Source organism: Rhizobium sp. CB2179 (assembly GCF_057653455.1).
In genome coordinates this window covers 3,672,314-3,688,694 of sequence record NZ_CM172781.1, presented here as the reverse complement: position 1 = coordinate 3,688,694, position 16,381 = coordinate 3,672,314, and the positions used below count along the sequence as shown (strand labels likewise).

Genomic DNA, 16,381 nt, shown 5'->3' with positions numbered 1-16,381 from the left:
CCTTGGTCAGGCCCAAGGACAGGGCAGAGGGGGGCTCACACTGTATGCCCTCTCCTTCCCACATAAACTGACTTGGTAAGGGAGTCTCTATGGAGCCTTCCATTATGAACACGCCCGCGCTCACGAGACGGATTTCAGCCGCTTGCCTTCGGGATCGTGATTGATCGTCGCGGCGATGTCCTTAGTCCAGGCGGAGACAGCCGGAACGCGCGCGCGGTCGACGCGATAGGCGAATTTCTTGGCGACGTCGACGATTTCGCCGAGCAGGCCTGCTTCCAGCGTGATCGGGTCGAGGCCGAGATCGCGGAACTTTTCGTTCCGGACGATCAGCTCGTTCTCGGCGGCTTCCTTGCGCGGGTTGGGCAGCCAGGCAATCTTGGCGCCGCTCATCCTGACGATCATCTCGGCGAGGTCGCGCACCCGGTGAGTTTCGGTCATCTGGTTGAAGATCTCGACGCGGGCGCCGCGAGCCGGCGGGTTATCGAGAGCCAACTCGATGCAGCGCACCGAATCCTGGATGTGGATGAAGGCACGGGTCTGGCCGCCGGTGCCGTGCACCGTCAGGGGATAGCCGATCGCCGCCTGGATGAGGAAGCGGTTGAGCACCGTGCCATAATCGCCGTCATAGTCGAAACGGTTGATCAGCTGCGCATGGCGGCGCGTCTGCTCGGTATGCGTGCCCCAGACGATGCCCTGGTGCAGATCGGTGACCCTCAGGCCGTCATTCTTCGCATAGAACTGGAAGAGAAGCTGATCCAGGCACTTGGTCATGTGATAGATCGAGCCGGGATTGGAGGGATAGAGGATCTCCTGGCTGACCGTGTCGCCGCCTGCGGTTTCGATGCCGACCGGCAGGTAACCTTCGGGGATCGCGGCGCCGACCGTCGAATAGCCGTAGACGCCCATGGTGCCGAGATGGATGAGATGGGCATCGAGATTGAGTTCCGTCAGCGCGTTCAGCAGGTTGTGCGTGGCGCTGACGTTGTTGTTGACAGTGTAGTTCTTGTGGCGGTCGCTCTTCATCGAATAGGGCGCGGCCCGCTGTTCGGCGAAATGTATGACGGCATCCGGGCGGTGTTCGGAAAGCCAGTTCTTCAGGAGTTCGTAATCCTTGGCGAGATCGATCAGATTGAAGTGGATGCGGCGTCCGGTCTCGGCATGCCAGATGCGGGTGCGCTCCTGGATCGAATCCATCGGGGTCAACGACTGAACGCCGAGTTCGGTGTCGATCCAGCGGCGCGAGAGATTGTCGAGGATATGGATGTCGTGCCCGGCATCGGAGAGATGCAGCGACGTTGGCCAACCAATGAAACCGTCTCCGCCCATAACCGCAATCTTCATCGCATCGTCTCCTGATAGGTCGCTCGTTGTCGGGAATAGTTAGGAATTGTGACAGTTATTCAATGCTTGCCTGTCTGGAAGCGTTGCGCCAAAGAGGGCACCTCAGTTTGGAGAAAATTATGACGGAACGCCCTTTTTCCATTTCGGGAGAGCTGACGGAGGCCGGACACCGGCTCGTCCAGCGGGTCTATTATGAAGATACGGACTTTTCCGGCTTGGTCTATCACGCCCGCTACCTGCATTTTCTGGAGCGCGGCCGTACCGATTATCTGCGCTGCCTCGGCGTTGAGCAACGCGAACTCGTCAGCGCCGACGAGGAGGGGCTGGTTTTCGTCGTCCACCGCATGGAGATCGACTTCAAGAGCCCGGCGCGCATGGACGATGTGCTGACGATCCTGACGCATACGGAAAAAGCCGGCGGCGCCAAGATGGTGCTCAATCAGCAGATCCGCTCGGGCGAGACGCTGCTGATCGCCGCCAAGGTGATCATCGCCGTCATCAACGCCCGGGGGCGACCGAGGCGGCTACCGGAAACATTGGCGGTGAAATTCCTGGAGGGCAGCACGCCGTTGTAGTCAGAATCGCCTGAAATTCAGTTCTTGTCAGAACTTGAGTTTATGTGAAGGAATTCCCGCGCCGCAGGATGAGCGCTCTTTCGGCAGCCGGACCTTGCTCCGGTCAAGTAATCCATGGAACGAAATCTTCCAAACACAGGCTTACTGTCACAGTCCGGCACTAACGATCTATTAACCATAATAGTGTCTTACTGGGAAAGTCAGAGTTTGTGCGGTGCACGCCTTCCTTTGACCAAATTTGACGGCAAGAAGGCGGAAGATGAGCTTGGAAGTTTGACCAGGGCTTTGGGCGGCGGCCGCCGGACACTTCTTGCGAGATCAGTTTGTGCCGCCCGGTCTAGCGCCGGGCGTTTGGATTCGGGGATTTTGGACCAATGGAACAAGTAGGATTGGCAGCAGCAACGACGGACGTCAGCCTCTGGTCGCTTTTCATGCAGGCCGGCATTGTCGTCAAGCTCGTCATGCTCGGGCTCATCGCAGCCTCGGTATGGACGTGGGCGATCGTCATCGACAAATACCTGGCCTATGGCCGCGCACGGCGCCAGTTCGACAAGTTCGAGCAGGTGTTCTGGTCGGGCCAGTCGCTGGAAGAACTCTACCGCTCGCTGTCGGAACGCAGCAATACGGGGCTGGCGGCGATCTTCGTGGCCGCGATGCGCGAGTGGAAGAAATCCTTCGAACGTGGCGCCCGTTCGCCGATCGGCCTGCAGATGCGGATCGACCGCGCGATGGACGTGACGCTCGCCCGTGAAACAGAATTTCTCGGAGCCCGCCTCGGATCGCTCGCGACCATCGGCTCGGCTGGTCCGTTCATCGGTCTATTCGGCACGGTCGTCGGCATCATGACTTCGTTCCAGGCGATCGCCGGTTCGAAGTCGACCAACCTTGCGGTGGTTGCGCCCGGTATCGCCGAAGCGCTGCTTGCCACCGCGATCGGCCTCGTCGCCGCTATCCCGGCGGTTATCGCCTATAACAAGTTCTCTGCCGATGCCGGCAAGCTTTCGGGCCGCATGGAAGGTTTCGCGGATGAATTCTCCGCCATACTTTCGCGCCAGATCGACGAGAAACTGCAGCCGCGCGCTGCCGCTCAGTAACCAACGGAGTATTCTGACATGGGTATGGCTGTTGGAGGCAATGGCGGCGGGGGCGGCGGACGCCGCCGTCGTGGCGGTCGGAACAGGGCCGTAATTTCCGAAATCAACGTGACGCCGCTCGTCGACGTCATGCTGGTGCTTTTGATCATCTTCATGGTCGCGGCACCGATGATGACTGTCGGCGTGCCGATCGACCTGCCGGAAACGCAGGCCAAGGCGCTGAATTCCGAGACGCAGCCGATCACCATTTCCGTCAAGAATGACGGCGAGGTGTTCCTGCAGGAAACGCCGATCCCGGCAGCGGAGATCGCCGCCAAGCTCGAGGCGATCGCCACGACCGGTTATAACGAACGTATCTTCGTGCGCGGCGACGCCACAGCGCCCTATGGCGTCATTGCCGACGTCATGGCCCGTATCCAGGGCGCAGGCTTCAAGAATATCGGCCTCGTGACGCAGCAGAAGAAGGACCAATAGCGCTCAAAATGAAGGCCAGTGTCATCACATCTGCTGTTTTGCACGGCCTGGTGCTCACCTGGGCGATGGTGTCGCTCGGCGCTCCGGAATCCTTCAAGGTGGAGGATTTCGAGGCGATGCCGGTCGATCTGGTGCCGGTGGAATCCATTACCCAGATGCAGCAAGGCGACAAGAAGGCTCCGAAGAAGGAGACTTCCGCGCCCGTGCCAACGACGCGGCCGCCGATCGCGCAACCGGCGGAGAACGCCGGCGACAACAATGTCGACCTGAAAACGCCGCCGGTGCCGAACGCCAAGCCCAGCAATAGCGAGGCTGCCGCGGCGAATTCGAGCGAAAAGCCGATGCCGAAGACCGATCCGAAGCCGAATGATGTCAAGGACATCGTCAAGGAGGAAACGGAAGTCGAGCAGCCGAAAGAAGTGGCTTCCATTCCGCCGCCGAAGCCGGTCGAAGTGACGCCGCCGAAGCCTGAGGAAAAACCGCCGGAAGAGCAGGCCAAGCCGGAGGAACCGCCGAAGCCGGACGCCGAGGCGTTGCCGGACAATGTACCGACCCCCGTCGCCAAGCCGCAGGTGAAGCCGCCGGAACCGCAGAAGCCCGCCGAAAAGCCTCCGGAAAAGACCCCGGACCAGCCGAAGACCGCCGACGTGCCGACCGACAAGAAGAAGGCGGACAAGAAGCAGGAAACGGCGAAATCTGCTTCGGCGATGAAGAGCGACTTCAATGCCGACGAGGTTGCGGCGTTGCTGAACAAGACCGACCCTTCCGCTGGCGGCGCCAAGCGTTCGACGCAGGAGGCGTCGCTCGGTGCGAAGAAGAGCAACGGTGGTTCCAAGCTCAGCCAGAGCGAAGAAGATGCGGTGCGCGGCTTGATCGAGGGCAATTGGCTTGTCACCCCGGGGATGGAAGGCCTTTCCGGCATGGTCATCAAGGTGCACATGAAACTCGACAAGGATGGTAATATTATTGGTCAGCCAGAAGTCGAATCATCGGGCGGCAGTAGCAGCGATGCCACACGCCGTGCGTTGGAAGGCGGGGCCTATAGAGCTGTCATGAAGTCCGCCCCTTTCTCGATGCTTCCGAAGGACAAGTATGAGGCTTGGAATGAGTTCGACCTGAATTTCGATCCGAGTTCTATGGGAATCTAGATGCTGACGGATCTGTCCCATGGCAACAAGTCTTTTGCAGCCGCCAGCATGCTTGGAGCGATTCTGGCTTGTGCGCCTGAGGCGTTAGCACAGTCGGTCGACGCGGCGACCTACAAGAAGTCAGCCATGGATTTACAGCACGCAATTGCTTCCTCCTTCAATGTTCCTCCTGGGCAGGCGAGGGGCGGCAGAGTTGTGATCACCGTCCATCTGCGGCTCGACAAGAATGGGGCGATCGTTGGTTCACCCGAGGTAACAGCCTCGGGCGGCAAAGAAGCTGCTCGAGAAGGCCTGTCGGCTGCGGCTCTCCGGGCGGTACAGCGCTCGTCGCCATTCCCGATGCCCCCGAAAGAAAAATACGAATCCTGGAACGAGGTCGTCCTGCACTTTGAATCCGGCGATCCGACTCCATAGATGCTGAAAGGCTGTTTGGTATGACAAAGTGTTCCTTTTTCCGCGCCATTTTGGTTGCAGTGGGTCTGATGACCGCTGCCGTCTTTGCAACGCCGGCCAACGCGCTGGTCACCCTCGACATCCGAAAAGGCAATGTCCAGCCGATGCCGATTGCGGTGACTGACTTCCAGGGCGACATGGGGGCGCAGGTCTCGCAAGTCATCGCCGCCGACTTGCAGCGGTCCGGTCTCTTCGCACCCATCAACAAAACCGCCTTCATCGAGAAGATTTCTAATCCCGACGCTTCGCCGCGCTTCGAGGACTGGAAGGTCATCAACGCACAGGCGCTGGTTACCGGCCGGGTTACCAAGGAAGCGGATGGCCGTCTTCGCGCCGAATTCCGGCTGTGGGACCCGTTCGCCGGGCAGCAGATGACCGGTCAGCAGTTTTATACGCAGCCGGAGAACTGGCGCCGTGTGGCTCACATCATCGCCGATGCGATCTACAAGCAGATCACTGGTGAGGAAGGTTATTTCGACACCCGTGTCGTCTTCGTCTCCGAATCCGGCACCAAGCAGCAGCGCAAGCGCCAGCTGGCGATCATGGATCAGGATGGCTTCAACGTGCGGATGCTGACGGATGGCAGCGATCTCGTGCTGACGCCGCGCTTCTCGCCGAGCCGGCAGGAAGTCACTTACATGTCCTTTGCCAACCAGCAGCCGCGGGTCTATCTGCTTCAGCTGGAAACCGGGCAGCGCGAGGTCGTCGGCAATTTCCCCGGCATGACATTCTCGCCGCGCTTTTCGCCTGATGGTCAAAAGGTGATCATGAGCCTGCAGCAGGATGCCAATTCCAACATCTATACGATGGACCTGCGCTCGCGCACGACGACGCGGTTGACCTCGACGGCGGCGATCGACACGTCGCCCTCCTATTCGCCTGACGGCGCACGCGTCAGCTTCGAAAGCGACCGCGGCGGAAAGCCGCAGATCTACGTGATGAATGCCGATGGCTCGGGCCAGACCCGTATTTCCTTCGGCGACGGCTCTTATTCGACGCCGGTCTGGTCGCCGCGCGGCGATCTCATCGCCTTCACCAAACAGGCTGGCGGCAAGTTCTCGATCGGCGTAATGAAGCCGGATGGGTCCGGCGAGCGCATCCTGACGACCGGCTTCCATAATGAGGGCCCGACCTGGGCGCCGAACGGCCGTGTGCTGATGTTCTTCCGCCAGGCGGCGGGGTCGGGCGGTCCGCAGCTCTATTCGATCGATCTGACCGGTTACAACGAGCAGCTCGTGAAGACGCCGACCTACGGCTCCGACCCCGCCTGGTCGCCGCTTATGGAGTAGGCGATGCGCTGCTGCCTTCTTGTCGCCCCAAAGTCATGGAACCGAGCGGCCAAGGGACAAAGTAGCAAATTGTTAACCATAATCTTTGAGGGGCGGTTAACCGAGTGCGGTTACTGTCCGGAAACCCTGATGAAATCGCAAGGAGACCGGCCATGAGCCGAATTCATACCCCGGCAATGAGCCGCATGCAGACTTTCGCCCGCAACCCCGTCATGATCGCGCTTATCGCCGGCCTCGCGCTCGCAAGCTGCGCCAAGAAGCCGCCGAACAGCGCCGGCGACCTCGGCCTCGGCAGCGGTGCTGGCGGCGCTGCAACGCCGGGCTCGGCCCAGGACTTCACGGTCAATGTCGGCGACCGCATCTTCTTCGATACCGACTCCTCGTCGATCCGCGCCGATGCCTCGCAGACGCTCGACCGTCAGGCCCAGTGGCTCGGCCGCTACCCGAATTACCAGATCACCGTCGAAGGCCATGCCGACGAACGCGGCACGCGCGAATACAATCTCGCGCTCGGCGCCCGCCGTGCGGCTGCCGCCAAGGACTATCTCGCTTCGCGCGGCGTCCCGGCGCAGCGCCTGAAGACGATTTCCTACGGCAAGGAACGTCCGGTCGCCGTCTGCGACGATATTTCCTGCTGGTCGCAGAACCGCCGCGCGGTTACCGTGCTTGGCGGCGCCGGCATGTAATTGCCGAGCAACAATTCGCTTTTTCGAAAGGCGGTCCCGCGTGGGGCCGCCTTTTCTTTTTGACCACACTTTGGCCAGACTCCGTTGCTTTTTGAAAGCAATTGGAAAAATCTCCTGTTCGTGCCATCGAGGTGCGAAGAATCACTGGGACAGGACGATACATATGAAGAAATTTGTCGTGGCAGGCATGCTCTGCCTCGCGGCTGTGACCGGAAGCGAACGGGTGGCCTATTCGGCCTCCTTCTTCGGGCTACATCTCGGCGGCCGATCCGCGGAAAACCAGGCGGCGGCGCCCGTCATCAAGGTGCAGAGCGGCGATGCAGAGGTCCGCGTGCAGCAGCTCGAAGAGCAGTTGCGGCAGCTGAACGGCCGGATCGAAGAGATGAGCTTTCAGCTTCTGCAGATGCAGGAGACGATCCGCAAGCAGCAGGAAGACAATGAATTCCGCTTCCAGCAGCTCGAAAAGACCGGTGCCGGCGGCGGCGCCAAGGCCCCTGTCAAGAAGAGCGAGACCGATGCCGCTCCGGCAGCCTCCGGCGGCGACGATATCGCCAAGGTGATCCAAGCACCGCAGGGAGCCGAAACGGCTCCCTCCACCAGCGTGCCTGAGAATAGCGGTCTTGGCCAGCCGCCGAAGGAGCTCGGCTCGATCGATTTCGATCAGAACGGCAATCCGATCGGCGGAAGTGTCGACGAAAATGCCACGATCGGTTCCGGGCCGATCCCCGATGCCAACACCAAAACGCCGCAGCAGACCGCCTCGCTCGGCAGCGAGGCCGACCAGTACAAGGCCGCTTATGGCCACGTGCTATCCGGTGATTACAGCACGGCCGAGCAGGAATTCACGCAGTACATCACCCACTACCCGAGCAGCGCGCGGGCAGCGGACGCCAATTTCTGGCTCGGCGAAGCGCTCTATTCGCAGGGCAAGTACAATGAGGCGGCCAAGACCTTCCTCAATGCGCATCAGAAATACGGCACATCGGAAAAGGCGCCGGAAATGCTGTTGAAGCTCGGCATGTCGCTTGCCGCCCTCGACAATACCGAGACGGCCTGCGCGACGCTGCGCGAAGTGTCGAAGCGTTATCCGAAGGCCTCTCGCGCCGTCATAAGCAAGGTTGCGAGCGAACAGAAGCGCCTCGCCTGCTAAGGTCTTCCGGAATGTCTCCGGAAGCCGCATCGCCTCAACTGGCGATCCTCCAGTTTCTCACGTCGCTTCAAAGCCCCGCGCGCATTCTCGTCGCGATATCAGGCGGCAGCGATTCCACCGGCCTGCTTCTCCTCCTCGATGAAGCCGTGAAGGCCGCGCCCCATCTCAAGATTTCCCTTTACGCTGCAACCGTCGATCATGCGTTGCGCGCCGGTTCCGCAGACGAGGCGCGCGAAGTCGCAGCCCTCTGTGCATCGCTCGGTATTGCCCACACCATCATGATCTGGCAGGGCGACAAGCCGAAAACCGGCATCATGGCTGCGGCCCGCGAGGCACGTTATGGCTTGCTTGCCACCGCCGCCAAAGAGTTCAAAGCCGATCTCATCGTCACGGGGCATACGTTCGACGATCAGCGCGAAACGCTGCAGATGCGTGGGATGCGAACAGAGCAGGTTTCGACCGGTATTGCGGATGCGGTGCTCTTTGACCGGAGTTTCTGGATTTTACGGCCGCTTCTTTTTTCCACCCGGGCAGATATCCGCGCTTTCCTGAAAGAGCGGGGCGTGCCGTGGATCGACGATCCCAGCAACGAGGATACGACGTACGAGCGCGTGCGGATGCGCCGGCAGCTTTCGGTCGATGCAGGTGTCGAGAGGACTATCCAAGCGGCCTGCGAAGAGCGACCGGCTCTATCGTCAAAAGGAGCCGAATGGCTGGATCGTCATTTCCGGCTTCACGGCGGCCTGCTCGGGCAGGTGATGCCTGACGGGTTGAGGCAGGATCGGGCAGTTCTCAATTATGCACTCGGCCGTCTGGCAGCTGTTTTCGGTGGGCAGCCGTTTGCGCCGGGGAGGGTGCAAATGGAGCGTGTCCTCGCATTTGTCACCGGCAGTGAGCCCGGACGGATGACCGCTGGCAGGGTGGTGTTCGATCTCAGGCGTGACGGGCTTTATCTGGCGCGCGAGAGCCGGGGGATATTGCCTTTGCTATTGCAGCCGGGAGAGGCTGGGGTTTGGGACGGAAGGTTTTATGCGCGCAATGGTTTGTCCACATCGATAGCGGTCGAGGCCGCCACTCTATACGCCCCCTCATTCCTGTCCTCGGACTTGACCCGAGAGTTGTCAGAGGAATCCAGCGCGCCCAAGTCCTTGGGCGCGAACGACACTTCACGTTTTATTGAGTCAATCACCGCGCAGACGCGCGGTGGCTGGATTCCTGTGACAAGCACAGGAATGAGAGGGCGTATGCATCACCTTCCCAAGGCGGCATGGAAGCGCGCCGTCGCCTCCGCGCCAGTTTTATCTGCCGAAGGAAACCTTTTAACTGAGGAATGCGCCCGCATGGTCGAACTAACACCCTATTTCGCACCCTTCGACCGCTTTTTGACACGATTTGACTTCATCTTTGCCAACAGGCTTTCGGCGGTTTTCGCGACGGCGCCCTATGCGAGGCTGCCTTTAAGAAGTATTGACGGAAAAACCATCTGACCTGGGGTGTTGCCTTGGCAATCGCACGGCGCAACCCTATGTTAGATACGAATAAGACGGTCGCCATGAGGCGGCCGTTCCATGCTGGGGAGTTCAATGAACCCTAACTTACGTAATTTCGCCTTGTGGGCGATCATAGCGCTTCTGCTGATCGCCCTTTTCAGTATGTTTCAGACGGCGCCGGCGCAGACGGGCTCCCGCGAAATCCCTTATTCGCAGTTTCTGCGTGAGGTCGATGCGGGCCGCGTGAAGGATGTCGTGGTCACGGGCAACCGTCTCTCCGGAAGCTATGTTGAAAATGGCACCACCTTTCAGACCTATTCGCCTGTGATCGACGACAGTCTGCTCGATCGCCTGCAGTCGAAGAACGTCCTGGTTTCCGCCCGTCCTGAAACGGACGGCTCTTCGGGTTTCCTCAGCTATCTCGGCACGCTTTTGCCGATGCTTCTGATTCTCGGCGTCTGGCTGTTCTTCATGCGGCAGATGCAGGGCGGCTCACGCGGGGCGATGGGCTTCGGCAAGTCCAAGGCCAAGCTGCTCACCGAAGCGCATGGCCGCGTGACTTTCGAAGACGTTGCCGGTGTCGACGAGGCCAAGCAGGATCTCGAGGAAATCGTCGAATTCCTGCGTGATCCGCAGAAGTTCCAGCGTCTCGGTGGCAAGATCCCGCGCGGGGTGCTGCTCGTCGGTCCTCCGGGCACCGGCAAGACGCTGCTCGCCCGCTCGGTCGCCGGCGAAGCCAACGTGCCCTTCTTCACCATTTCGGGCTCCGACTTTGTCGAAATGTTCGTCGGCGTCGGCGCAAGCCGGGTGCGCGATATGTTCGAGCAGGCGAAGAAGAACGCGCCCTGCATCATCTTCATCGACGAAATCGATGCCGTCGGCCGCCATCGCGGCGCCGGTCTCGGCGGCGGCAATGACGAACGCGAGCAGACGCTGAACCAGTTGCTGGTCGAAATGGACGGCTTCGAGGCGAATGAAGGCGTGATCCTGATCGCCGCCACCAACCGTCCCGACGTTCTCGATCCGGCGCTGCTGCGTCCCGGCCGTTTCGACCGTCAGGTTGTGGTGCCGAACCCGGACATCGTCGGCCGCGAACGCATTCTCAAGGTGCATGCCCGCAACGTTCCGCTGGCGCCGAATGTCGATCTCAAGATCCTCGCCCGCGGTACGCCCGGTTTCTCCGGCGCCGACCTGATGAACCTCGTCAACGAAGCCGCCCTCATGGCCGCCCGCCGCAACAAGCGCGTCGTCACCATGCAGGAATTCGAGGACGCCAAGGACAAGATCATGATGGGCGCCGAGCGCCGTTCCTCGGCGATGACCGAGGCGGAAAAGAAGCTCACCGCTTACCATGAGGCCGGACACGCGATGACCGCGCTCAATGTCGCCGTCGCCGATCCGCTGCACAAGGCGACGATCATTCCGCGCGGCCGTGCGCTCGGCATGGTCATGCAGCTTCCCGAGGGCGACCGCTACTCGATGAGCTACAAGTGGATGGTCTCACGCCTCTGCATCATGATGGGCGGCCGCGTTGCCGAAGAGCTCACCTTCGGCAAGGAGAACATTACCTCGGGTGCCTCCTCCGACATCGAGCAGGCCACGAAGCTTGCCCGCGCCATGGTCACGCAGTGGGGCTTTTCCGATCAGCTCGGTCAGGTCGCCTATGGCGAGAACCAGCAGGAAGTCTTCCTCGGCCACTCGGTTTCGCAGTCGAAGAATGTTTCGGAAGCAACCGCGCAGAAGATCGACAATGAAGTGCGCCGCCTGATCGACGAAGCCTATACGCAGGCCCGCACGATCCTGACGGAAAAGCACGATGAATTTGTCGTGCTTGCCGAAGGTCTGCTCGAATACGAGACACTGACCGGCGAAGAGATCAAGGCGCTGATCCGCGGCGAAAAGCCGTCCCGCGATCTCGGGGATGATTCGCCGCCAAGCCGCGGCTCAGCCGTTCCGAAGGCCGGCGCACGGCCTGCCACCAAGGGTGACGAGCCCGAAGGCGGCCTCGAACCGCAGCCGCATTGAACAGCGGCACTACCTTGAACAAGGCCGGATTTCCGAAGTGGAGATCCGGCCTTTTCCATTGGTAACGGGATATAATCATTTTTCTTGCTAATTTACGTGCCGTTCGCCGCATTTTGTGGCATTCCGCTGAATTGAGGCAAGCATGAATCACGCTGCTGGATTGACGACATTCCACTGAAGCCGGATTCGCTTGGAACGGTGCGCTGCCTTGAATGGCGCGCGGAAAGCACAGGAGTGCAGATGAAAAGACGCTATTTCGGTACGGACGGCATTCGCGGCCAATCCAACGTCTTCCCGATGACGCCGGATCTCGCCATGCGGGTCGGCATTGCCGCCGGCACGATCTTCCGCCGCGGCAACCACCGCCACCGCGTCGTCATCGGCAAGGATACGCGCCTTTCCGGCTATATGCTGGAGAACGCCATGGTCGCGGGCTTCACGGCCGCCGGCCTCGATGCTTTTATTCTCGGCCCGATCCCGACACCAGCTGTTGCCATGCTGACGCGCTCGCTGCGCGCCGATCTCGGCGTGATGATCTCCGCTTCGCACAATCCTTACGAGGATAACGGCATCAAGCTCTTCGGCCCTGACGGCTACAAGCTTTCAGACGACATCGAGGCCGAGATCGAGGATCTGCTCGAAAAGGACCTGAACGCGCAGCTTGCCAAATCCGACGATATCGGCCGCGCCAAGCGCGTCGACGGCGTGCATGACCGCTATATAGAACATGCCAAGCGCACGCTGCCGCGCGACGTGACGCTGCAGGGCCTGAGGATCGCCATCGATTGCGCCAATGGGGCTGCCTACAAGGTGGCACCGGCCGTGCTCTGGGAGCTCGGCGCCGAGGTCGTCACCATCGGCAACGAGCCGAACGGCACCAACATCAATCTCAATTGCGGTTCCACCAGCCCCGTCGCGTTGCAGAAGAAGGTCGACGAGGTGCGCGCCGATATCGGCATCGCGCTCGATGGCGATGCGGACCGCGTCATCATCGTCGACGAGAACGGCTCGATCGTCGACGGCGACCAGCTGATGGCCGTCATCGCCGAGAGCTGGGCCGAGAGCCAGCAGCTGCGCGGCAATGGTATCGTTGCGACCGTCATGTCCAATCTCGGCCTCGAGCGTTTCCTCGATGACAAGGGTCTCGGCCTTGCCCGGACTAAGGTCGGTGACCGCTACGTCGTCGAGCATATGCGCCAGCACAACTACAATGTCGGCGGCGAGCAGTCCGGCCACATCGTGCTTTCGGATTACGGCACGACCGGCGACGGTCTTGTCGCGGCGCTGCAGATCCTGGCCGCGGTCAAGCGCACCGGAAGAACTGTCAGCGAGGTCTGCCGCCGCTTCGAGCCGGTGCCGCAGCTGCTGCGCAATGTCCGCATCAGCGGTGGAAAGCCGCTGGAGGATATCCAGGTGCAGAAGGCGATCGCCGACGCCGAAGCTGAACTCGCCAGGAACGGCCGCCTCGTCATCCGCCCCTCGGGCACCGAGCCGCTGATCCGCGTCATGGCCGAGGGTGACGACCGAGCCCAGATCGAGCGCATCGTCAACGAACTGATCGGCACGATCTCGAACGTCCGGACCGCCGCCTGATTTTTTCGGGACGAAACGTCAAAAGCCGGTACGCAAGTGCCGGCTTTTTCGTTATTGGCGCCTTCGATTCGAAGTTCCACTCCAGATCGACTTCCCGCGGGAACCGTTTCCGCCCTTCCGAAGACAACATGTCAGTGACTTGCCAGCTTGGCTTCCGATAGGGAGCAAGCCTCGCAGCCGCGGCATGTCGGGGCGCAGTGGGCACTGAGACGGCATCCACGGAAATTTGCCGATGTCTTGGTGACGGCGCTGTCAACCTCCACATGCGGATGCTACACGGCGGCGTTTGCATTCAAAGGAAATATCATGAAAAAATTGGTGCGCCTGCTGCTGACGATCGCTCTCGCATTCGTCGTCTTTACCGGTTTCCGCTGGTATCGCTACATTACGAATACCGACAGCCCTTACGATGAAATCGGCATCACGCTCAACAATGCCATGCCAGGCCCGATCAATGCCTGGGGCTGCGCCAAGCTCAAAACGACCTTTGGCACTTCTTTGCCACCGTACGGCTGCGCCGCCGAAAACGCGACGCAATGGAGGTAACGGCAGGATTCGCCGAGTGAAGCCGACCGATTTGATGGCGAAGGAAACCGACTTGGCGATTTGACGGGGCGGGGTTGTTGGCGTTGCGGCTGGCGGTCTTCGGCAATTCCGGGGCTGCCAGCCTTTGGCCGAGCTTCACTATATCGAGGAACTTGCCGCCAATCTCTCTCTTAACGTTTCTTCCTATTTATAGTTAAGCAGCTTTTAACGTTTCCAATTCATTATCCATACGAAGCGTACCAGATTGGCGGCGATTGAGCCTGCCGACGCAACGAGATTTTGGAGTGGGATCCATGAAAAGAAGCTTGTCCGGCATCTTCGCCGCATTGTTGATCGCGACAAACGCCTATTCCGCGGACCTCGCCCCTGCCGAGCCTATCCCGGAGCAGCCGCCTGAGGTGACGGTCACCGAAGCGACCGGCTGGTACCTGCGCGGCGATGTCGGCTATGCCTTCACCGATCTGCGCGGCGCCCGCTATTTCCAGGGCAGCAACGCCACGGAAGTCGATTTCGACGACGCCGACCTGGACGACGCATGGACAGTCGGCGCCGGTGTCGGTTATCAGATCAACAGCTATCTGCGCACCGATCTGACCTTCGACTATCTTACCCAGGCGGATTTCAAAGGCTCGACAGTCGGGCAGTGCGGCTTCCCGCTGGTGGATTGCACCTCGAGCGACCGCTCCTCGCTGACAGCCTACACCCTGCTCGCCAACGCCTATGTCGATCTCGGCACCTACGGCTACGTCACGCCTTACGTCGGCGCCGGTATCGGCGGTTCCTACGTCAAGTGGAAGAACCTACGCAACGTCGCCTGCGCCGATGACGGCAGCTTCTGCGACGACCAGGTCACCCATGGCGGCAAGGGCAACTGGCGCTTCACCTACGCCCTGATGGCAGGCGCCTCGATCGACGTGACCTGCAACATCAAGGCCGATGTCGGCTACCGCTACCTGCATATCGATGGCGGCAACATGTTCGGCTATGCCGAAAATGGCGGCCCGGGCCGCGACAAGGGTCTCACCGCCCACGAAGCCCGAGTCGGCGCCCGCTATCTCTTCGGCGGCTGCGCCCAGGCGAGCTACGAACCGCCGCCGGAAATCCCGCTGCAGCAGCCGATCTACAAGTAAGTCCGATCTCACTTACATCAGAAGCCGCCCTCCACAGGGCGGCTTTTCGTATTGCGGCCCTACCGCCCTGCGTCAAAATATGTTCCCCCCGCGACACTTCGATCTTGACTATGACGCGCCGGATCCATACACACGGCGGCGGGACACCCTTCCCCAACGAAGGGCTTTCTATCTGAGAGGATAGCATCATGGCGAAGACCGCAAAGCCGGACATCCGTCCGCACAATACCCATTTTTCTTCTGGCCCCTGCTCGAAGCGCCCCGGTTGGTCGCTCGAAGCCCTTTCCGACGCGGCCCTTGGCCGTTCGCACCGCGCGAAGGTCGGCAAGGCCAAGCTCAAGCAGGCCATCGACCTTACCCGTGAAATTCTCGAAGTGCCGGCGGATTACCGAATCGGCATCGTTCCGGCATCCGACACCGGCGCCGTCGAAATGGCGCTCTGGTCGCTGCTCGGCGAACGCGGCGTCGATATGCTCGCCTGGGAAAGCTTCGGCGCCGGCTGGGTCACCGATGTCGTCAAGCAGCTGAAGCTCAAGGATGTGCGCAAGCTCGAAGCCGGTTACGGCGAGCTTCCCGATCTCTCCGCCGTCGATTTCGACCGTGATGTCGTCTTCACCTGGAACGGCACCACCTCGGGCGTGCGCATGCCGAACGCCGATTTCATCCCTGATAACCGCAAGGGCCTGACGATCTGCGACGCCACCTCGGCCGCTTTCGCACAGGAACTCGATTTCGCCAAGCTCGACGTCGTCACCTTCTCCTGGCAGAAGGTTCTGGGCGGCGAGGGTGCCCACGGTGTCATCATTCTTTCGCCGCGCGCCGTCGAGCGTCTGGTCACCTACACCCCGGCTTGGCCGCTGCCGAAGATCTTCCGCATGACCTCGGGCGGCAAGCTGACGGAAGGCATCTTCCAAGGCGAGACGATCAACACGCCGTCGATGCTCTGCGTCGAAGACTATATCGATGCGCTTGTCTGGGCCAAGCAACTCGGCGGCCTCAAGGGGCTGATCGCGCGTGCCGATGCCAATGCCAAGGTCATCCACGATTTCGTTGCGGCAAACGACTGGATCGCCAATCTCGCCGTCAAGGCGGAGACGGCCTCCAACACCTCCGTCTGCCTGAAGATCGTCGACAAGGACATCGCAGCGCTTGACGACGACGGCCAGGCGAATTTCGCCAAGGGTCTGGTCGGCCTGCTGGAAAAGGAAGGTGTCGCCTATGACGTCGGCCATTACCGCGACGCGCCATCCGGCCTGCGCATCTGGGCCGGCGCCACGATCGAGGCATCCGACATGCAGAAGCTGATGCCCTGGCTTTCCTGGGCCTTCGAAACGCAGAAGGCGCAGTTCACCCAGGCTGCTGCCTGAGGCGATCGCATCCGGCTCCG

General features: G+C 60.8%; 15 protein-coding genes. 14 read left to right on the top strand and 1 reads right to left on the bottom strand.

The window, feature by feature from the left end:
* Positions 1–120: 120 nt before the first annotated feature.
* The gene (locus AC244Q_RS18295) at positions 121–1,341 is read right to left on the bottom strand and encodes an NAD-dependent epimerase/dehydratase family protein (RefSeq protein WP_113548291.1); all 1,221 of its coding nucleotides are present in this window, start codon (positions 1,339–1,341) and stop codon (positions 121–123) included.
* Between the two features lie 119 nt (positions 1,342–1,460).
* Between AC244Q_RS18295 and ybgC the strand changes: the two genes are divergently transcribed.
* From ybgC to AC244Q_RS18225, 14 genes are all read left to right on the top strand, one after another.
* A complete protein-coding gene (ybgC, locus tag AC244Q_RS18290) occupies positions 1,461–1,916 on the top strand; it encodes a tol-pal system-associated acyl-CoA thioesterase (protein WP_012758853.1) in 456 nt (151 codons plus the stop codon).
* A gap of 374 nt (positions 1,917–2,290) precedes the next feature.
* On the top strand, positions 2,291–3,010 hold the full coding sequence (tolQ, locus tag AC244Q_RS18285; RefSeq protein ID WP_003552507.1) for a protein TolQ: 720 nt from the start codon (positions 2,291–2,293) through the stop codon (positions 3,008–3,010).
* A gap of 18 nt (positions 3,011–3,028) precedes the next feature.
* A complete protein-coding gene (gene tolR / locus AC244Q_RS18280; RefSeq protein ID WP_003542730.1) occupies positions 3,029–3,484 on the top strand; it encodes a protein TolR in 456 nt (151 codons plus the stop codon).
* Between the two features lie 8 nt (positions 3,485–3,492).
* On the top strand, positions 3,493–4,632 hold the full coding sequence (locus tag AC244Q_RS18275) for a hypothetical protein (RefSeq protein WP_017995085.1): 1,140 nt from the start codon (positions 3,493–3,495) through the stop codon (positions 4,630–4,632).
* On the top strand, positions 4,633–5,046 hold the full coding sequence (locus AC244Q_RS18270; protein ID WP_017995084.1) for a TonB C-terminal domain-containing protein: 414 nt from the start codon (positions 4,633–4,635) through the stop codon (positions 5,044–5,046).
* Positions 5,047–5,066: 20 nt separating this feature from the next.
* Positions 5,067–6,374 (top strand): Tol-Pal system beta propeller repeat protein TolB, encoded by a 1,308-nt coding sequence (gene tolB / locus AC244Q_RS18265; RefSeq protein WP_012758850.1) that lies wholly within the window; start codon positions 5,067–5,069, stop codon positions 6,372–6,374.
* 152 nt (positions 6,375–6,526) lie between these two features.
* The gene (pal, locus tag AC244Q_RS18260) at positions 6,527–7,060 is read left to right on the top strand and encodes a peptidoglycan-associated lipoprotein Pal (RefSeq protein WP_113548290.1); all 534 of its coding nucleotides are present in this window, start codon (positions 6,527–6,529) and stop codon (positions 7,058–7,060) included.
* Positions 7,061–7,223: 163 nt separating this feature from the next.
* Positions 7,224–8,210, top strand: coding sequence for a tol-pal system protein YbgF (ybgF, locus tag AC244Q_RS18255; protein WP_012758848.1), 987 nt, complete (start codon positions 7,224–7,226; stop codon positions 8,208–8,210).
* Between the two features lie 11 nt (positions 8,211–8,221).
* Positions 8,222–9,697 (top strand): tRNA lysidine(34) synthetase TilS, encoded by a 1,476-nt coding sequence (gene tilS / locus AC244Q_RS18250; protein WP_012758847.1) that lies wholly within the window; start codon positions 8,222–8,224, stop codon positions 9,695–9,697.
* A gap of 96 nt (positions 9,698–9,793) precedes the next feature.
* Positions 9,794–11,725 carry an ATP-dependent zinc metalloprotease FtsH gene (gene ftsH, locus AC244Q_RS18245; RefSeq protein WP_017961979.1) on the top strand — a complete coding sequence of 644 codons (1,932 nt, stop codon included), beginning with the start codon at positions 9,794–9,796 and terminating at the stop codon, positions 11,723–11,725.
* 240 nt (positions 11,726–11,965) lie between these two features.
* Positions 11,966–13,318: a phosphoglucosamine mutase gene (gene glmM / locus AC244Q_RS18240; RefSeq protein ID WP_003542705.1), complete on the top strand. Its 1,353-nt coding sequence runs from the start codon at positions 11,966–11,968 to the stop codon at positions 13,316–13,318.
* Positions 13,319–13,624: 306 nt separating this feature from the next.
* The gene (locus AC244Q_RS18235; RefSeq protein WP_017995081.1) at positions 13,625–13,864 is read left to right on the top strand and encodes a hypothetical protein; all 240 of its coding nucleotides are present in this window, start codon (positions 13,625–13,627) and stop codon (positions 13,862–13,864) included.
* A gap of 293 nt (positions 13,865–14,157) precedes the next feature.
* Positions 14,158–14,994: an outer membrane protein gene (locus tag AC244Q_RS18230; RefSeq protein WP_128406023.1), complete on the top strand. Its 837-nt coding sequence runs from the start codon at positions 14,158–14,160 to the stop codon at positions 14,992–14,994.
* Between the two features lie 188 nt (positions 14,995–15,182).
* Positions 15,183–16,361, top strand: coding sequence for a phosphoserine transaminase (locus AC244Q_RS18225; protein ID WP_128406025.1), 1,179 nt, complete (start codon positions 15,183–15,185; stop codon positions 16,359–16,361).
* The last annotated feature ends 20 nt before the right edge of the window (positions 16,362–16,381 follow it).

Excerpts from the sequence above, each read along its gene's own strand:
- AC244Q_RS18225 (WP_128406025.1), top strand. The coding sequence starts at position 15,183 with ATGGCGAAGACCGCAAAGCCGGACATCCGTCCGCACAATACCCATTTT.
- AC244Q_RS18275 (WP_017995085.1), top strand. The coding sequence starts at position 3,493 with ATGAAGGCCAGTGTCATCACATCTGCTGTTTTGCACGGCCTGGTGCTC.
- tolR (WP_003542730.1), top strand. The coding sequence starts at position 3,029 with ATGGGTATGGCTGTTGGAGGCAATGGCGGCGGGGGCGGCGGACGCCGC.
- ftsH (WP_017961979.1), top strand. The coding sequence starts at position 9,794 with ATGAACCCTAACTTACGTAATTTCGCCTTGTGGGCGATCATAGCGCTT.
- ybgC (WP_012758853.1), top strand. The coding sequence starts at position 1,461 with ATGACGGAACGCCCTTTTTCCATTTCGGGAGAGCTGACGGAGGCCGGA.
- ybgF (WP_012758848.1), top strand. The coding sequence starts at position 7,224 with ATGAAGAAATTTGTCGTGGCAGGCATGCTCTGCCTCGCGGCTGTGACC.
- glmM (WP_003542705.1), top strand. The coding sequence starts at position 11,966 with ATGAAAAGACGCTATTTCGGTACGGACGGCATTCGCGGCCAATCCAAC.
- pal (WP_113548290.1), top strand. The coding sequence starts at position 6,527 with ATGAGCCGAATTCATACCCCGGCAATGAGCCGCATGCAGACTTTCGCC.
- AC244Q_RS18295 (WP_113548291.1), bottom strand. The coding sequence starts at position 1,341 with ATGAAGATTGCGGTTATGGGCGGAGACGGTTTCATTGGTTGGCCAACG.
- AC244Q_RS18230 (WP_128406023.1), top strand. The coding sequence starts at position 14,158 with ATGAAAAGAAGCTTGTCCGGCATCTTCGCCGCATTGTTGATCGCGACA.
- tilS (WP_012758847.1), top strand. The coding sequence starts at position 8,222 with ATGTCTCCGGAAGCCGCATCGCCTCAACTGGCGATCCTCCAGTTTCTC.
- tolQ (WP_003552507.1), top strand. The coding sequence starts at position 2,291 with ATGGAACAAGTAGGATTGGCAGCAGCAACGACGGACGTCAGCCTCTGG.
- AC244Q_RS18235 (WP_017995081.1), top strand. The coding sequence starts at position 13,625 with ATGAAAAAATTGGTGCGCCTGCTGCTGACGATCGCTCTCGCATTCGTC.
- tolB (WP_012758850.1), top strand. The coding sequence starts at position 5,067 with ATGACAAAGTGTTCCTTTTTCCGCGCCATTTTGGTTGCAGTGGGTCTG.
- AC244Q_RS18270 (WP_017995084.1), top strand. The coding sequence starts at position 4,633 with ATGCTGACGGATCTGTCCCATGGCAACAAGTCTTTTGCAGCCGCCAGC.